Raw genomic sequence first — 17,361 nt, forward strand, 5'->3', positions numbered from 1 at the left:
CTCGGGTCCGTCGGTGCCGAGCCGAGCCTTCGCGATCTTGCTGTTGGTAGTACGGGTCGGGTAGGGGCGGAGGGGGCGAAAAAATGCCCTGCCCCGCAGAAACGCCGAGTGCCCCGCACGCCGAGCCGGCGTACAGGGCACCCGTCAATCACAGCGAAGCGTTACGCGGGGACGGAAGCCACGCCCGCCTCCAGGAACCGCTTCCCCGTCACGCGCTCGGAGACACCCTCGCGGTCCAGGTAGGGAGTGATCCCGCCCAGGTGGAAGGGCCAGCCCGCGCCGGTGATCAGGCAGAGGTCGATGTCCTGGGCCTCGGCAACGACACCCTCGTCGAGCATGAGCCCGATCTCCTGCGCGACGGCGTCCAGGACGCGGTCGCGGACCTGCTCCTCGTCGAGGACGGTGTCGCCCTGCTTGAGGAGTGCGGCGACCTCGGGGTCGAGCTCCGGCTTCCCGCTGTCGTACACGTAGAAGCCGCGCTTGCCCGCCTTGACGACGGCCGCGAGGTTCGGGGAGACCGTGAAGCGGTCCGGGAAGGCCCGGTTCAGGGTCTCGGAGACGTGCAGGCCGATGGCCGGACCGACCAGTTCGAGGAGGACCAGCGGCGACATCGGCAGACCCAGCGGCTCGACCGCCTTCTCGGCGACCTCGACCGGCGTGCCCTCGTCGATGACGTTCTGGATCTCGCCCATGAAGCGGGTGAGGATGCGGTTGACGACGAACGCCGGGGCGTCCTTCACCAGCACCGCGGTCTTCTTCAGCTTCTTGGCGACACCGAACGCCGTGGCCAGCGCGGCGTCGTCGGTCGCCTCACCGCGGACGATCTCCAGAAGGGGGAGGATCGCGACCGGGTTGAAGAAGTGGAAGCCCACGACCCGCTCGGGGTTCTTCAGCTTCGACGCCATCTCGGTCACCGACAGCGAGGAGGTGTTGGTGGCGAGGATCGCGTGCGCCGGGGCGACCGCCTCGACCTCCGCGAACACCTGCTGCTTGACGCCGATCTCCTCGAAGACGGCCTCGATGATGAAGTCGGCGTCGGAGAAGCCCTCGGCCTTGTCCAGCACACCGGAGACCAGCGCCTTGAGGCGGTTGGCCTTGTCCTGGTTGACGCGGCCCTTGCCGAGCAGCTTGTCGATCTCGGCGTGGACGTAGCCCACACCCTTGTCGACGCGCTCCTGGTCGATGTCGGTCAGCACGACCGGCACCTCCAGGCGGCGCAGGAAGAGCAGCGCGAGCTGCGAGGCCATCAGGCCCGCACCCACGACACCGACCTTGGTGACCGGACGCGCGAGCGACTTGTCCGGCGCACCCGCGGGACGCTTGCCGCGCTTCTGGACGAGGTTGAACGCGTAGATGCCCGCGCGCAGTTCGCCACCCATGATCAGGTCGGCGAGCGCCTTGTCCTCGGCGTCGTAGCCCTGCTGGAGGTCGCCGTTCTTGGCCGCGGCGATGATGTCCAGCGCGCGGTAGGCGGCGGGAGCCGCACCGTGCACCTTGCTGTCGGCGATGAACCGGCCGCGCGCGACGGCCTGGTCCCAGGCCTCGCCGCGGTCGATGACCGGGCGCTCGACCTCGACGTCGCCCTTCAGCACCTGGGCGGTCCAGATCAGCGACTGCTCCAGGAAGTCCGCACCCTCGAACAGGGCGTCGGCGATCCCGAGGTCGAAGACCTGCTGACCCTTCAGCTGCTTGTTCTGGTTGAGCGAGTTCTCGATGATCACCGAGACGGCCTTGTCGGCGCCGATCAGGTTCGGCAGGATCGTGCAGCCGCCCCAGCCGGGGACCAGACCGAGGAAGACCTCGGGCAGCGAGAACGCCGGGAGCGCCTTCGAGACCGTGCGGTACTTGCAGTGCAGGCCGACCTCGACGCCGCCGCCCATCGCCGCACCGTTGTAGTACGCGAAGGTCGGGACCGCGAGGGCGGAGAGGCGCTTGAAGACCTCGTGGCCGCCCTTGCCGATGGCGAGCGCGTCGTCGTGCTTCTTCAGGAGCTCCACGCCCTTGAGGTCCGCGCCGACGGCGAAGATGAACGGCTTGCCGGTGACGCCGATACCGACGATCTCGCCGGCCGACGCCTCCTTCTCGACCTGGTCGATGGCGGCGTTGAGGTTCGCCAGCGACTGCGGGCCGAAGGTGGTCGGCTTGGTGTGGTCGAAGCCGTTGTCCAGCGTGATGAGCGCGAAGCGCCCGGCGCCGAACGGCAGGTCCAGGTGGCGTACGTTCGCCGAGGTGACGACCTCGCCGGGGAACAGCTCGGCCGCGCCCTTCAGGAGTTCAGCGGTGCTCACTTGTCGCCTCCGGCGTCCTTGTGGTGCGGGTTCTCCCAGATCACCGTGGCGCCCATGCCGAAGCCGACGCACATGGTGGTGAGGCCGTAACGGACCTCCGGCTGCTCCTCGAACTGGCGGGCCAGCTGCGTCATCAGACGGACACCGGAGGAGGCGAGCGGGTGGCCGTAGGCGATCGCGCCGCCGTACTGGTTGACGCGCGCGTCGTCGTCGGCGATGCCGTAGTGCTCAAGGAACGCGAGCACCTGGACGGCGAAGGCCTCGTTGATCTCGAAGAGGTTGATGTCCTCGATCGAGAGGCCCGCCTTGGCGAGGGCCTTCTCGGTGGCCGGGATCGGGCCGTAACCCATGACCTCCGGCTCGACGCCCGCGAAGGCGTACGAGACCAGGCGCATCTTCACCGGCAGGTTGTTCTCGCGGGCGAAGTCCTCGGAGGCGAGGATCGAGGCGGTGGCGCCGTCGTTCAGACCGGCCGCGTTACCGGCGGTGACCCGGCCGTGGACGCGGAAGGGGGTCTTGAGGCCCGAGAGGTTCTCCAGCGTGGTGCCGGGGCGCATCGGCTCGTCGGCGGTGACCAGGCCCCAGCCCGTCTCACCGACCTCCGCGTTGGTGTTGCGCACCGAGACCGGCACCAGGTCCTGCTGGATCTTGCCGTTGGCGTACGCCTTGGCGGCCTTCTCCTGCGAGCGCACGGCGTACTCGTCGGCGCGCTGCTTGGTGATCGTCGGGTAGCGGTCGTGCAGGTTCTCGGCGGTCATGCCCATGAACAGGGCGGACTCGTCGACCAGCTTCTCGCTGACGAAGCGCGGGTTCGGGTCCACGCCCTCGCCCATCGGGTGGCGGCCCATGTGCTCGACACCACCGGCGATGACGGCGTCGTACGCACCGAAGGCGATGGAGCCCGCGGTGGCGGTGACGGCGGTCAGCGCGCCCGCGCACATGCGGTCGATGGAGTAGCCGGGAACCGACTGGGGGAGACCGGCGAGGATTCCGGCCGTGCGGCCCAGCGTCAGGCCCTGGTCACCGATCTGCGTGGTCGCGGCGATGGCGACCTCGTCGATCTTCTTGGGGTCCAGGCCGGGGTTGCGGCGCAGCAGCTCCCGGATGGCCTTCACGACGAGGTCGTCGGCGCGGGTCTCGTGGTAGATGCCCTTCGGGCCCGCCTTGCCGAACGGGGTGCGGACGCCGTCGACGAAGACGACGTCCCTGACGGTACGAGGCACGATGGCTCTCCTCCAGATGCGGGATGGCACTGCTGCGCGGCGCACACGCCTGAGCGCGCGCTCACCTCACCATGCTACTTACGAGTAACCATGCTGCACAGTCCCGGAGGCGGGAGCGGCGAAGGTCACACCCGCGGAGGTGCCGTGGAGCCCCTCGGGGTGAGGACGGGGGTGGACGCCAGATGTGATCCGGGCCCCTCGCCGGTGATCACCCCGAACAGCGTCCGCGCCACGTCCGCGCCGAATCCGTGCACGTCATGGCTCATCGCGGAGAGCGTCGGATGGGTCAGCCGGCACAGCTGGGAGTCGTCCCAGGCGAGCAGCGAGACATCGCCGGGCACGCTCAGCCCCATCTCGGAGGCGACCGACAGTCCGGCGACGGCCATGATGTCGTTGTCGTACACGATCGCGGTGGGACGGTCCGCGGGAGCGGCGGCCAGCAGCGACCGGGTGGCCCGCGCGCCCGCCTCCCCGGAGTAGTCGGTGGCGACCTGCCAGGCCCCGTCGAGGTCGAGGGCCCGCGCCGCCTCGTCGAAGGCGGCGGCACGGATCGTGGTGTGGCCGAGCGCCGCCGCACCGCCGACCCGGGCGATCCGCCGGTGCCCGAGCGCGCCGAGATAGCGCACGGCCTCGGTCACGGCGGTGGCGTCGTCCGTCCACACGGTGGTGAGGCCGCCGGTCAGCGAGGGGTGCCCGACGGCCACGGCGGGCATGCCGAGCCGCTCGACGGCGGCCACCCGCGGGTCGTCCGCCCGGAAGTCGACCATGATCGACCCGCCGATCTGCCGCCCCTTCCACCAGGCGTCCTGCAGCCGGACCTCCTCCTCCAGGTTCCGCACCAGGCGCAGCAGCAGCGAGCACGAGTGCTCCGTCAGCACGCCCTCCACACCGGAGATGAACTCCATGTAGAACGGTTCGAGCCCGAGCAGCTCGGCCGGCCGGCAGATCGCCAGCCCCACCACGTCCACCCGCCGGCTGGACAGCGACCGCGCCGTCAGGTTCGGCGCCCAGCCCAGCTCGCGGGCCGCGTCGAAGATCCGGTCGCGGGTGGCCTCCGACAGCCCCGGTTTGTGGTTGAAGGCGAGCGACACCGCGCCTTTGGACACGCCGGCGCGCGCGGCGACGTCCTTGATGGTGACGCGGGCTGTCGTCATCGAGTGAACTCCACGCAGTACAGGGCCGATCGGGCGGTTTCCGCATCGGGAGTCTCCCAGCCGCGTACGCCGATGGTCACCTGTTCGCCGGGGAGCAGCGTGACGAGTCCGGTGTCGGCCGTGGCGGCGGGGTCGATCCGGTCGGCCTGCAGCAGCAGATCCCGTACGAGCGTGCGGGCCGTCACGGTCACCGCCCCCGGCGCGACGCTCACCTCGAACTCCGGTCGTGGGTAGGGGACTTCGCGGTCCGGTACGGGGAAGTGCAGCGCGCGCAGCCCGTCCGCGTCGGCCACCAGGAACTCCTTCGGCCCGGCGGGCTCCAGCTCCCGCGGTACCCGGATTTCGGCGACCGTGCGCGCGAGGACCGACAGACTCAGGGTCGCCTCGCCCACGACCTCGCCCTCGACGGACATCCGGCGCAGCACCAGCGAACCCTGCCAGGCCTCGGCCGACTGGTTGACGGCGGCCAGCGACAGTCCGTCCGAACGGGCCTGAAGGGTCAGCAGCCTGTCCGCGTACAGCCGCTTCAGCTCGTGGTAGAGCGGCTTCTCGCGTCCGTCGCCGTCGATCGCCGCCCAGGACGTCACCGGCCAGCAGTCGTTGAGCTGCCAGACGATCGTGCCGGCGCAGCGGGGCCAGTGGGCGCGCCAGTGCTCGATTCCGGCCGCGACGGCCCGCGCCTGGTTGACCTGGGTGAGGTAGTGCCACCGGTCGAAGTCCCCCTCCGGCAGCGGGAAATGCCGGGCGAGCCCGCGCTCCAGCTTCCCGTTCCCGTCGTCCGCCTTCTGGTGGTGCAGCATCCCGGGGGAGTCGGCGGCAAGCTCCTCACCGGGCAGCGCGCGCCGCAGCGTCGCGAAGGCGGGCGGCGCCTGCCAGCCGAACTCGGCCACGAACCGCGGGACTTCGAGCCGGTAGTCGGCGTAGTCCTCGCGGTTCCACACCTCCCACGAGTGGTGCGTGCCGCGCGCCGGATCGTTCGGGTGATGGTCCCAGGAACCGGACCACGGACTGCCGGGCGTGTACGGCCGCGTCGGGTCCGACTCCGCGACGACACGCGGCAGCAGACCCAGGTAGTACCCCTCGCCCCACGAGTCCCCGGCCAGCCGCCGCTCCCAGTCCCAGTCCCTGAAGCCCCACAGGTTCTCGTTGTTGCCGTTCCACAGCACCAGCGAGGGATGCGGCATGAGCCGTACGACGTTCTCGCGGGCCTCGGCCTCCACCTCGCCGCGCAGCGGCTGTTCCTCGGGGTAGGCCGCGCAGGCGAACGGGAAGTCCTGCCACACCATCAGGCCCAGTTCGTCGCAGGCGTCGTAGAAGTCCTCGCTCTCGTAGATGCCGCCGCCCCAGACGCGGACCAGATCGACGCCCGCGCGGGCCGCCTGCGTGAGCCGGGTCCGGTACCGCTCCCGGGTGATCCGGGACGGGAAGACGTCGTCCGGGATCCAGTTGATCCCCCGCGCGAACAGCCGTACCCCGTTCACCACGAAGGTGAAGCCGCAGCCGTGCTCGTCGGGCGAGGTGTCCAGCTCGATGGTACGGAAGCCGATGCGGCGCCGCCAGGAGTCGAGCGGCCCATGGGTGTCGAGGAGGGTCAACTCGATGTCGTACAGCGGCTGTTCGCCGTATCCGCGCGGCCACCACAGCTCGACGTCGGGCACGTCGAGACGTACGGTTCCGCTCGTGCCGTCGATCACCGCGCTCACCCGCACCCCGCCGAGTCGGGCCTCGACGGTGAGTTCCGCCTCGATTCGGGTCCGTTCGACCTCGACGGACAGGTCGACCCGGCCCGTCGAGCCCTGCACGGTCACCACGGGCCGTACCCGGGCGATCCGCGCCGTCGACCAGCGCTCCAGTCGGGCCGGCCGCCAGATTCCGGCCGTCACCAGGGTCGGTCCCCAGTCCCAGCCGAAGGAGCAGGCCATCTTGCGCAGGTACTGGAAGGGCTCGGGATAGGCGTTGGGCCGCTCGCCGAGGCGGTCGCGCACGGCCTCGGCGGCGGTGTAGGCGGAGGTGAAGCGCACGGAGAGCGGGCCGCTCATGCCGGTGATGTCGAAGCGGTGGGAGCGGTGCATGTTCCGGACACGGCCCAGGAGTTGACCGTCGAGCCGGATCTCGGCGGCCGTGTCCAGGCCGTCGAAGACGAGGTCGGTCTGCTCGTGACCCGAGGAGAGGGGCAGCTCGAAGTCGTACGTCCAGTCCCGCCGGCCCACCCACGCGACCTCGGTCTCGGCCTGCCCGAGAAAGGGGTCCGGGATGACTCCGGCGGCCAGCAGATCGGTGTGCACACAGCCCGGCACCGCGGCGGGAAGCGCGCTTCCCTCGTGCCGCAGAGTCCATCCCTCGGTGAGCGGTGTGGCATCCAGCATGCGCGCTCCCTAAACCGGTCCAGCCCGTGAACTCCCAGCGCTGGATGACATTTTGGCATCGTTGGCGGAATAGAGACTTTACCGGTTCAGTAACGACTGCCAGAGTGCCGAATCAGCCAACCCACTCGTGCTCGTCCGTCACAGAACGGAGCTGGTGCACATGAACAGCCGCAGGATTCTTGCCGGATCGGTGGTCGCCCTCGCCCTCATGGCCTCGGGGTGCACCGGCACCGGAGGCTCGACGAAGGGCGCGGACGCCAAGGCGCCGGTCGACCCGGCCAAGGTGAACGGAACCATCACGGTCCTCACCCAGCGGACCGACCTCGTGCAGGACGGCACGATGAAGAAGTACGCCGCCGAGTTCAACAAGACGTATCCGAAGGTCAAGGTCAAGTTCCAGGCCCTCACGAACTACGAGGCCGAGGTCAAGATCCGGATGAACACGGAGAACTACGGGGATGTCCTGCTCATCCCCGGGGTGATCAAGAAGAGCGACTACCCGAAGTTCTTCGCCTCGCTCGGCACCGACACCGAACGCAGCAAGAAGTACCGGTTCACCGACTTCACCACGGTCGGCGGCAAGGTCTACGGGCAGAGCCCGATCGGCGTGATGCCCGGCTTCGTCTACAACAAGAAGGTCTGGCAGCAGGCGGGGGCCGCCAAGTGGCCCACCACACCGGCCGAGTTCCTCGCCGACCTCAAGGCGATCAAGACGAAAACCGACGCGACGCCGTACTACACCAACTTCTCGGCCGGGTGGCCGCTGACCTCCTGGACGTTCGTCAACGGCTCGGTGCACTGCGACACGGGCGCCACCACCAAGATCGCCGAGGGCGACCCCTGGGCGAAGGGCGCCGATCTGCGCGTCGGTGACCAGCTGCTCTACGACACCGTGCACGACGGATACGTCGAGAAGGACCCGACGACCACCAACTGGGAGGCGTCCAAGGCCCGGTTGGCGAAGGGCGAGATAGCCACCGAGTGGCTCGGGACCTGGGCGATCATCCAGTTCCAGGACGCCGCCAAGAAGGCCGGCCTCGACCCGGACGACATCGGCTTCATGCCCTTCCCCGCCCAGGTCGACGGCAAGTTCTGCGCGACCGTCGGCCCCGACTACAACCTGGCCGTCAACGTCCACTCCCCGCACAAGGAGGCGGCCCGCGCCTGGATCGACTGGTTCACCGACAAGTCCGGCTACGACAAGGACAACCTGGCCATCTCCCCGCTCAAGGACGCGCCTCTGCCGACGGTCCTGAAGCCGTACGAGGACGCCGGCGTGAAGCTCATCGAACTCGACGACAGCGCGGGCGCGAAGGTCAAGCTGGTCGACACCGAGTCGGAGGTCGGCATCAACACCCCCGACTACCGCCAGAAGCTCGTCGACCTCGCCCGCGGCGCCGGAAAGGGCAGCCTCGACGACTTCTACGCCGATCTCAGCAAGCGCTGGACCGAGGCTCAGAAGAACGCGGGGTCCTGATGGCGGACACCACCCAGAAGGCGGCCTTCAAGGCCGCGGCGCCGTCCGCGGCCGCCGTCCGCCGTCCGCCCCCGGCTCCGCGCCGCGCCCGTCTGTGGCGCGGCGTCACGCCGTGGCTGTTCCTGATCGCCCCGCTCGCCCTGCTGATCGTCTTCACCTACGCGCCGATCGCCAACATGGTCGCGTACAGCTTCACCGACTGGGACGGGGTGAGCCCCGAACTGCACTACACGGGCACCGGGAACTACACCGAACTCTTCACCAGGGAGGACCTCTTCCAGGTCTTCTTCGTCAGCGGCTACTACCTCGTCGCCTCCGCGTTCCAGATCGCCGCAGCGCTCTACTTCGCGACCGTCCTCAACTTCAACGTCCGCTTCCGGAACTTCTTCAAGGGCGTGCTCTTCTTCCCGTATCTGATCAACGGGGTCGCGATCGGTTTCGTGTTCCTCTACTTCTTCCAGGACGGCGGCACCCTCGACACGGTGCTCGGCCTGTTCGGCTACCACTCCGACCACGCCTGGCTCGGCACGTCGACGTCCGCGAACATCTCGCTCGCCGGGGTGTCGGTCTGGCGCTACATGGGCCTGAACTTCGTGCTCTTCCTGGGCGCGATCCAGTCCATCCCGGGGGAGTTGTACGAGGCCGCGGAACTGGACGGCGCGAACCGCTGGCACCAGTTCCGGTACATCATCGCGCCGGGCATCAAACCGGTGCTGAGCCTCACCGTGATCCTGTCGATCTCCGGCTCGCTGTCGGTCTTCGAGATCCCGTACATCATGACCGGCGGGGCCACCGGCACCGAGACCTTCGTGATCCAGACGGTGAAGCTCGCCTTCCAGTTCAACAAGACGGGGCTCGCCTCGGCCGCCGCCGTCGTGCTGCTGCTGATCATCCTGGCGGTGACCTGGCTGCAGCGGCGCCTCGTTCCCGACGACAGGGTGGATCTCGTATGACGCGCCGCGCGGTTGCCCGCACCTTCGTCTACCTGTCGCTGGTCGTCGCGGCCGTGGTCGTCCTGCTGCCGCTCGGCGCCGTCCTGCTGACCTCGCTCAAGTCCTCGCAGGAGATGTCGGACGACAGCGGGGCCCTCACCATGCCGAAGGACTTCCTGAACTTCGACAACTACGTGACGGCGTTCCAGGACGGCCGGATGCTCTCCGCGTTCGGGAACACGGCCGTCATCCTGCTGGTCGCCATCGCCGGAACCGTGCTCATCGGCTCGATGGCGGCGTACGCGATCGACCGCTTCACCTTCCGCTTCAAGAAGCTGGTGGTCGCGCTCTTCCTGGTCGCCGCGCTCGTCCCGGGCGTGACCACACAGGTGGCCACCTTCCAGATCGTCAACAGCTTCGGCATGTTCGACACGCTGTGGGCGCCGATCGCGCTCTACATGGGCACGGACATCGTGTCGATCTACATCTTCCTGCAGTTCGTCCGGTCCATCCCGATCTCCCTGGACGAGTCCGCACGCCTCGACGGCGCCAACGCCTTCACGATCTACCGGAAGATCATCTTCCCGCTGCTGCGGCCGGCGATCGCGACCGTCGTGATCGTGAAGGGGATCACCGTCTACAACGACTTCTACATCCCCTTCCTCTACATGCCGTCCGAGGATCTTGGCGTGATCTCGACGTCGTTGTTCCGCTTCCGCGGGCCGTTCGGCGCGCACTGGGAGACGATCTCGGCCGGGGCGGTGCTCGTCATCCTCCCGACCCTGATCGTCTTCCTGCTCCTGCAGCGCTTCATCTACAACGGCTTCATGCGGGGCGCGACCAAGTGAGCCCTCAGGCCGCAGGCGTCGCCAGAGCCGCCACCAGCACCGGCGTGACCTGCTCGACCTGCCAGGGCCGCGCTCCGTAACCGGTGAGCAGCGCCGCGACCGACTCGTCGTCCGGCGTGGCCGGCGGTTCCCAGCACACCCGGCGCACGGTGTCCGGGGTGATCAGGTTCTCCTGCGGCATGTTCAGCTGCTCGGCCAGGGCCGAGACGGCGGCGCGTGCCGCGGAGAGCCGGGCCGCGGCCACCGGGTCCTTGTCCGCCCAGGCGCGCGGAGGCGGAGGACCGGTCACCGGCTGGCCGGGCTGCGGCAGCTCGGCCTCCGGCAGTGCCTTCGCACGGTCCACGGCGGCCTGCCACTGCTCCAGCTGGCGCCGCCCCATGCGGTGCCCGAAGCCGTTCAGCTCGGCCAGGGCGTGCACGTTGGGCGGCAGGGACAGCGCGGCCTCGACGATCGCGGTGTCCCCGAGCACCTTGCCGGGTGACATGTCCCGGCGCTGCGCGACCCGGTCCCGGGCCTCCCACAGCTCCCGGACGACCGCCATCTGCCTGCGGCGGCGCACCTTGTGCATGCCCGACGTACGGCGCCAGGGGTCCTTGCGCGGCGGCGCGGGCTCGGCTCCGGCGATGGCGTCGAACTCCTGCCGGGCCCACTCCAGCTTGCCCTGCCGGTCCAGCTCCTTCTCCAGGGCGTCCCGCAGGTCGACGAGCAGCTCCACGTCCAGAGCGGCATACCGCAGCCAGGGCTCGGGCAGCGGGCGCGTCGACCAGTCGACCGCGGAGTGCCCCTTCTCCAGTACGAAGCCGAGAACGCTCTCGACCATCGCGCCGAGGCCGACCCGGGGGAACCCGGCGAGGCGTCCGGCCAGCTCGGTGTCGAACAGGCGGGTGGGGATCATGCCTATCTCGCGCAGGCACGGCAGGTCCTGGGTGGCGGCGTGCAGCACCCACTCCACCCCGGAGATCGCCTCGCCGAGGCCCGACAGGTCGGGACAGGCGACGGGGTCGATCAGCGCGGAGCCCGCGCCCTCACGGCGCAACTGCACCAGATAGGCGCGCTGGCCGTATCGGTACCCGGACGCACGTTCGGCGTCCACGGCCACGGGGCCGCTGCCGGCGGCGAAGGCGGCGATCATCTCGGCGAGCGCTTCCTCGTCGGCGATGACGGGCGGAATGCCCTCGCGCGGTTCGAGCAAAGGGATCGGCGCCGATTCGACGTCGTCCGGAGGGCCGCCTCCGGTGGTTCGCAGTGGGCTGTCTGCTGCGGTCTCTTGGGCGTCGGTCACCTGTCAAGGGTATCTGTGTATGGACGACGCCCGCCGACGGAACGTTCCGTCGGCGGGCGTGGCAGGGTCGTAAACCAGTCAGGTCAGTGAAAGATCCGGTTCAGTGTTCGTTCGTTCGCCGGTTTCCCGGTTTGCCGGATTCCTGGTCGGGACGGCTTCTCGGTCGTTCGCGGTCAGTGGATGATTCCGGTGCGCAGGGCCACCGCCACCATCCCGGCGCGGTCGCCCGTGCCGAGCTTGCGGGCGATGCGGGCGAGGTGGCTCTTGACGGTCAGCGCGGACAGGCCCATCGAGACGCCGATGGCCTTGTTCGACTGGCCCTCGGCGACCAGGCGGAGCACCTCGACCTCGCGGCCGGAGAGCTCGCGGTAGCCACCCGGGTGGCTCGGGGAACCCGGGGGGCGGCGGTGCATTCGGGCGGCGGCCGAGCCGATGGGCGCGGCGCCGGGGCGGGTGGGGAGCCCGACGTTGGTGCGGGTGCCGGTGACGACGTAGCCCTTGACGCCGCCCGCGAGGGCGTTGCGTACGGCGCCGATGTCGTCGGCGGCGGAGAGGGCCAGGCCGTTGGGCCAGCCCGCGGCTCGGGTTTCGGAGAGGAGCGTCAGGCCGGATCCGTCGGGGAGGTGGACGTCGGCGACGCAGATGTCGCGGGGGTTGCCGATGCGGGGACGAGCCTCCGCGACGGACGAGGCCTCGATGACGTCGCGTACACCGAGGGCCCACAGGTGGCGGGTCACGGTGGAGCGGACGCGGGGGTCGGCCACGACCACCATGGCGGTCGGCTTGTTCGGGCGGTAGGCGACCAGGCTTGCGGGCTGCTCGAGGAGAACGGACACCAGGCCTCCTGGGTGGGGGACGGGGCCGGCTTGTGGGGATGAAGCCGGGACGAACCGTGCTTTCAAGGTCACAGTCGTCTTCGGCACCAAACCCGTCCGCCTTTAGAGAATGATCACGATCTGGTGAGTAACAATCCGTGCAATTCGGACACGCGATCGATCATCCGAAGATCGAACCGAGTCGCTCCGCGCCAATCACCGTTCATACGCGGCCGAAAGTGGCCGTATCGACAAAGCCGCGACCGGCACCGACACACCCCGACAACCCCTGGGCAAGACTCGTGCCGAGGACCTGAGCAAGGTCCTCGGCACGGGATCGGCATCGAACAGAAGGGAGTCGTCGGCGCTCAGCGCGACTGCGGCCCCCGGCGCTGCGGCAGCGTCACCACCGACGCGTCGCCCGCGCTCGCCGGCGGAAGCCCCGCGACCTGGCAGAGCAGATCGCACCACGCGGCAAGATGAGAGGCCGTGTCCGGGACCCCGCCCAGCCCCTCCCGCGGGGTCCAGGATGCCCGGATCTCGATATGGGAGGCGGACGGACGCTCGGAGAGACCGCCGAAGTAGTGCGAACTCGCGCGCGTCACGGTGCCGCTCGGTTCGCCGTACGACAGACCGCGGGCCTGGAGCGCGCCGGTCAGCCACGACCAGCAGACGTCGGGCAGCAGCGGGTCGGCCGCCATCTCCGGCTCCAGCTCGGCGCGGACCAGCGTCACCAGACGGAAGGTGCCCTGCCAGGCATCGTGCCCCGCCGGATCGTGCAGCAGCACGAGGCGGCCGTCGGCCAGGTCCTCGTCGTCGGCGACGACCGCCGCCTCCAACGCGTACGCGTACGGGGCCAGGCGCTGCGGCGGGCGCGTCGGGTCGATCTCGATCTCCGGTCGCAGCCGCGCGACCCTCAGCGCCTCGACGGCGGCCCGGAAGGGCGGCGGAGCCGTCTGCGTCGCATCCCGCTCTCCCTCCTTCGCGTCGTCCATTCCGCCAGCGCCGTCCGACAGTCGTCCCTGAGCCGCAGCCATGCGGGGAAGATTAAGGGGAACAGGGCCCGGTTGCAGCGACAGACATCCCCTTTTGGAGACCCGGTTCGGGCCGGACCCCGAACCGGGGGCGGCAGCGGACGTGCGAGACTTTCCGACGTGAGTGCCAACCGCCGCCCCGAGGGCCAGCCGCCGACAGCCACGTACGAGTCCGCCTTCCTCAAGGCGTGCAGGCGCGAGCCCGTGCCGCACACGCCCGTGTGGTTCATGCGGCAGGCCGGGCGCTCGCTGCCCGAGTACCTCAAGGTGCGCGAGGGCATCCCCATGCTGGAGTCCTGCACGCGGCCCGAGCTGGTCGCCGAGATCACCCTCCAGCCCGTACGCCGGCACCACGTCGACGCGGCGGTCTACTTCAGCGACATCGTCGTCCCGCTGAAGGCCATCGGTGTCGACCTAGACATCAAGCCGGGCGTCGGCCCCGTCGTCCAGAACCCGATCCGCACCCGCGCCGACCTGGCCCAGCTGCGCGATCTGACCCCCGAGGACGTCTGGTACGTCACCGAGGCGATCAAGCTCCTGACGGACGAGCTCGGCGCGACCCCGCTCATCGGTTTCGCGGGCGCGCCTTTCACCCTCGCGAGCTACCTCGTCGAGGGCGGCCCGTCCAAGAACCACGAGCACACCAAGGCGCTCATGTACGGCGACCCGCAGCTGTGGGCCGACCTGCTCGACCGTCTCGCCGAGATCACCTCCGCCTTCCTGAAGGTGCAGATCGAGGCGGGCGCCAGTGCCGTCCAGCTCTTCGACTCCTGGGTCGGCGCCCTGGCACCCGCCGACTACCGCCGCTCGGTGATGCCCGCCTCCACGAAGGTCTTCGAGGCTGTCGCCGGGTACGGCGTCCCGCGCATCCACTTCGGCGTCGGCACCGGCGAGCTGCTCGGCCTCATGGGCGAGGCGGGCGCGGACGTGGTGGGCGTCGACTGGCGCGTCCCGCTCGACGAGGCCGCCCGCCGCGTCGGCCCCGGCAAGGCGCTCCAGGGCAACCTGGACCCGGCCGTCCTGTACTCCACGACCGAGGCCGTGCAGACCAAGACGCGCGAGGTGCTCGACGCGGCCGCCGGACTGGAGGGCCACATCTTCAACCTCGGCCACGGCGTCCTGCCGACCATGAACCCGGACGCGCTGACCCGGCTCGTGGAGTACGTGCACACGCAGACCGCCCGCTGACGCCTCACCTCACCAAGTGTGCCGCGCCTGCCTGCCCCACAGCAGCCGGCGCGGCTCGGGCGGGGGCGGTGTGCCGGGGCGCAACGGCCACGCCAGCAGCATGCCCACGAGGAAGCCGGCCACATGGGCCGCGTACGCCACCGTCCCGGCCGCGGAGACACCGGCGCCCGACGAGTACACCGCCTGCAGCACGAACCAGAAGCCCAGCACCAGCCATGCGGGCAGCCGCAGCGGCAGGAAGATCAGGAACGGGACCAGGACCCAGACCCGCGCCTTCGGATAGAGCACCAGATAGGCGCCGAGGACTCCGGCGATCGCCCCGGACGCGCCGATCAGCGGGTCCCCCGAGTCGTCGTTGAGCAGCGCGAAGCCGTACGCGGCCGCATAGCCGCAGACGACGTAGAACAACGTGAAGCGCACATGCCCGAGGCGGTCCTCGATGTTGTTGCCGAAGATCCACAGGAAGAGCATGTTGCCGAGCAGGTGCAGCCAGCTGCCGTGCAGGAACATCGCCGTCAGGACCGACAGCGGCGGCGACTTGTCGTAGCCCGGCGGGGCCGCGAGGCAGCCGGGACCGCTCTGCGGATCCACCGCGACGTGGCCCGTGGGCACGAGCCTCGGCATCCGATGGTGGATCAGCTCCTGCGGCACCGCGGCGTAGTGGTCCAGGAACGCCTGCAGATGGCAGAGCTGGGACAGGCCGCTCTCGCCGGTCACCGAACCCGCGACGCCGGGGGTGCGCAGGAAGACCAGGAAGTTGACGGCGATCAGCGCGTACGTCACATAGGGCGTACGGCGTGCCGGGTTCACGTCATGGACGGGGATGACCACGAGGAATCAGTTCCCCCGATGCGCCCCGTGAATCCGTGCCCCCCTACCCTCCGCGGCGGTGAACACGGCCGCGCCCGGCTGCGTATCTCTCCTCAACCGTCCGTGACGCGACGAAGACGCGACGCGAGGACAACGTGAGGAACAGGCGATGAACGACCGAGTTACTCCTCCGATGCACGCTCTGCCCGACGGTGAGGCGGAGATCGCCCTGGTGCTGCACCTGCCCTGGGAGGACGTCGCCGCGCTCGGCCAGGAGGCCGGCCGGCTCGCCGCCCGGATGCAGCGGCCCGTCACCCTCGACGAGGCCGTCAGCCACCGGCTGCGGTCGGCCCGGTCGGCCGCGCACGCGAAGCCCGCGGGGGCGCAGCCCGCTGCCGTCCCCCCGTCCGCGTCCGTGTCCTCGCTGCCCGGGCGGCCGCCTGCCGAGCAGGCCCGGCAGGCCATCGAACGGATCAACGGCACCACCGGGCAGCACGAGTCGGCGTGAGCCGGTGCGTTCACGCCCTTCGTGAACGCACCGCCCCCGCCGCCTTCCTCGCCGCCACCAGGACCGGGTCCCACACCGGTGAGAACGGCGGGGCGTAGCCCAGGTCCAGGGCCGTCATCTGCTCCACCGACATACCCGCCGTCAGTGCCACGGCGGCGATGTCGACGCGTTTGGCGGCGCCTTCACGGCCGACGATCTGCACGCCGAGCAGCCGTCCGGTGCGGCGCTCGGCGAGCATTTTCACGGTCATGAGGGCGGCGTTCGGGTAGTAACCGGCGCGGCTCGTCGACTCGATGGTGACGGCCTCGAACCGGAGGCCCGCTCGGTGCGCGTCCTTCTCACGCAGTCCGGTGCGCGCGATCTCCAGCTCGCAGACCTTGCTGACCGCCGTGCCGACGACACCGGGGAACGTCGCGTACCCGCCGCCCACATTGCTGCCGATCACCTGGCCGTGCTTGTTGGCGTGCGTGCCCAGCGCGATGTGCCGCTCCCGCCCCGAGACCAGGTCGAGGACCTCGACGCAGTCGCCGCCCGCCCAGATGTCCTCGTGCCCGCGCACCCGCATCGCCAGGTCGGTGAGCAGTCCGCCGTGCTCGCCGAGCGGCAGCCCGGCGGCCTTGGCGAGTGCGGTCTCGGGGCGTACGCCGATACCGAGGACGACCACGTCCGCCGGGTACTCGGCGTCCTCGGTGGCGACCGCCCGGACCCGCCCGTCCTGCCCGGTCAGCAGCTTGGTGACCGCGGCGTCGTTGACCATGGTGATGCCCATGCCCTCCATGGCCTCGTGCACCAGACGCCCCATGTCCGGGTCGAGCGTGGACATCGGCTCCTTGCCGCGGTTGACGACCGTCACCTCGTAGCCGCGGTTGATGAGCGCCTCGGCCATCTCCACACCGATGTAGCCCGCGCCGACGACCACCGCGTGCCGGCCCTCCGTGGCGGCCAGCGTGTCAAGGAGCGCCTGGCCGTCGTCCAGGGTCTGCACCCCGTGCACACCGGGCGCGTCGACGCCGGGCAGCTCGGGGCGGATCGGGCGGGCACCGGTGGCGATCACGAGTTTGTCGTACGGCGTCCACTCCTCGGCCCCGGTCTCCAGGTTCCGGGAGCGGACGCGGGCGCCCGCCGCGTCGATCTCCACGACCTCCGTACGCATCCGCAGATCGATGTCCCGTTCCCGGTGCTCCTCGGGAGAGCGCGCGATGAGTTGGTCCCGCTCGGTGACGTCGCCGCCCACCCAGTACGGGATGCCGCACGCGGAGTACGACGTGAAGTGGCCCCGCTCGAACGCCACGATCTCCAGCTCGTCCGCGCCCCGCATCCGGCGCGCCTGCGACGCGGCGGACATGCCCGCCGCGTCGCCGCCGATGTCGTCCAGCCGCTCTTTCGTCCCCCCCGGTCCGCTGCGCATGCTCAAGCGAACCCCCAACGGGGGGACG

14 protein-coding genes are annotated in these 17,361 nt (G+C 70.0%); 5 read left to right on the forward strand and 9 right to left on the reverse strand.

Annotated features, from left to right (window positions below; translation table 11 throughout):
* Positions 1-161: 161 nt before the first annotated feature.
* From ABZS97_RS38010 to ABZS97_RS38025, 4 genes are all read right to left on the reverse strand, one after another.
* Positions 162-2,288: a 3-hydroxyacyl-CoA dehydrogenase NAD-binding domain-containing protein gene (locus ABZS97_RS38010; protein WP_356145774.1), complete on the reverse strand. Its 2,127-nt coding sequence runs from the start codon at positions 2,286-2,288 to the stop codon at positions 162-164.
* Positions 2,285-3,511 (reverse strand): acetyl-CoA C-acyltransferase, encoded by a 1,227-nt coding sequence (locus ABZS97_RS38015; RefSeq protein WP_356145777.1) that lies wholly within the window; start codon positions 3,509-3,511, stop codon positions 2,285-2,287. Before ABZS97_RS38015 ends, ABZS97_RS38010 begins: the two co-directional genes overlap by 4 nt.
* A 125-nt stretch (positions 3,512-3,636) precedes the next feature.
* The gene (locus tag ABZS97_RS38020) at positions 3,637-4,665 is read right to left on the reverse strand and encodes a LacI family DNA-binding transcriptional regulator (RefSeq protein ID WP_356145782.1); all 1,029 of its coding nucleotides are present in this window, start codon (positions 4,663-4,665) and stop codon (positions 3,637-3,639) included.
* Positions 4,662-7,031, reverse strand: coding sequence for a glycoside hydrolase family 2 protein (locus tag ABZS97_RS38025; RefSeq protein ID WP_356145785.1), 2,370 nt, complete (start codon positions 7,029-7,031; stop codon positions 4,662-4,664). Before ABZS97_RS38025 ends, ABZS97_RS38020 begins: the two co-directional genes overlap by 4 nt.
* A 160-nt stretch (positions 7,032-7,191) precedes the next feature.
* Here ABZS97_RS38025 and ABZS97_RS38030 point away from each other — a divergent pair, with 160 nt between their 5' ends.
* From ABZS97_RS38030 to ABZS97_RS38040, 3 genes are read left to right on the forward strand one after another with little or no spacing between them, the layout of a single operon-like run.
* A complete protein-coding gene (locus ABZS97_RS38030; protein ID WP_356145788.1) occupies positions 7,192-8,508 on the forward strand; it encodes an ABC transporter substrate-binding protein in 1,317 nt (438 codons plus the stop codon).
* Positions 8,508-9,461, forward strand: coding sequence for a sugar ABC transporter permease (locus ABZS97_RS38035; RefSeq protein ID WP_356145791.1), 954 nt, complete (start codon positions 8,508-8,510; stop codon positions 9,459-9,461). The genes ABZS97_RS38030 and ABZS97_RS38035 overlap by 1 nt, the downstream gene beginning before the upstream one ends.
* Positions 9,458-10,288 carry a carbohydrate ABC transporter permease gene (locus ABZS97_RS38040; protein ID WP_356145795.1) on the forward strand — a complete coding sequence of 277 codons (831 nt, stop codon included), beginning with the start codon at positions 9,458-9,460 and terminating at the stop codon, positions 10,286-10,288. The genes ABZS97_RS38035 and ABZS97_RS38040 overlap by 4 nt, the downstream gene beginning before the upstream one ends.
* A 4-nt stretch (positions 10,289-10,292) precedes the next feature.
* On the opposite strand, the gene ABZS97_RS38045 is transcribed toward ABZS97_RS38040, so the two are convergent.
* From ABZS97_RS38045 to ABZS97_RS38055, 3 genes are all read right to left on the reverse strand, one after another.
* Positions 10,293-11,570: a ribonuclease D gene (locus tag ABZS97_RS38045; protein ID WP_356145800.1), complete on the reverse strand. Its 1,278-nt coding sequence runs from the start codon at positions 11,568-11,570 to the stop codon at positions 10,293-10,295.
* A 173-nt stretch (positions 11,571-11,743) separates the two neighbouring features.
* Entirely contained in the window at positions 11,744-12,406 is a 663-nt protein-coding gene (locus tag ABZS97_RS38050; RefSeq protein ID WP_030605794.1) for a response regulator transcription factor, read from the reverse strand.
* 347 nt (positions 12,407-12,753) lie between these two features.
* Positions 12,754-13,422 (reverse strand): DUF3000 domain-containing protein, encoded by a 669-nt coding sequence (locus tag ABZS97_RS38055; protein ID WP_356145803.1) that lies wholly within the window; start codon positions 13,420-13,422, stop codon positions 12,754-12,756.
* Between the two features lie 117 nt (positions 13,423-13,539).
* On the opposite strand from ABZS97_RS38055, the gene hemE reads away from it, so the two are divergent.
* On the forward strand, positions 13,540-14,607 hold the full coding sequence (gene hemE, locus ABZS97_RS38060) for a uroporphyrinogen decarboxylase (RefSeq protein WP_356145806.1): 1,068 nt from the start codon (positions 13,540-13,542) through the stop codon (positions 14,605-14,607).
* Between the two features lie 9 nt (positions 14,608-14,616).
* On the opposite strand, the gene ABZS97_RS38065 is transcribed toward hemE, so the two are convergent.
* Positions 14,617-15,438: a rhomboid family intramembrane serine protease gene (locus tag ABZS97_RS38065; protein WP_356145809.1), complete on the reverse strand. Its 822-nt coding sequence runs from the start codon at positions 15,436-15,438 to the stop codon at positions 14,617-14,619.
* A gap of 148 nt (positions 15,439-15,586) precedes the next feature.
* Between ABZS97_RS38065 and ABZS97_RS38070 the strand changes: the two genes are divergently transcribed.
* A complete protein-coding gene (locus ABZS97_RS38070) occupies positions 15,587-15,925 on the forward strand; it encodes a hypothetical protein (RefSeq protein WP_356145812.1) in 339 nt (112 codons plus the stop codon).
* Between the two features lie 10 nt (positions 15,926-15,935).
* Here ABZS97_RS38070 and ABZS97_RS38075 read toward each other — a convergent pair whose 3' ends face one another.
* Positions 15,936-17,333 (reverse strand): FAD-dependent oxidoreductase, encoded by a 1,398-nt coding sequence (locus ABZS97_RS38075; protein ID WP_356145814.1) that lies wholly within the window; start codon positions 17,331-17,333, stop codon positions 15,936-15,938.
* Positions 17,334-17,361: the final 28 nt, after the last annotated feature.

It is taken from the genome of Streptomyces sp. NPDC005485, from assembly GCF_040606085.1.
Taxonomy (GTDB): Bacteria; Actinomycetota; Actinomycetes; order Streptomycetales; family Streptomycetaceae; genus Streptomyces.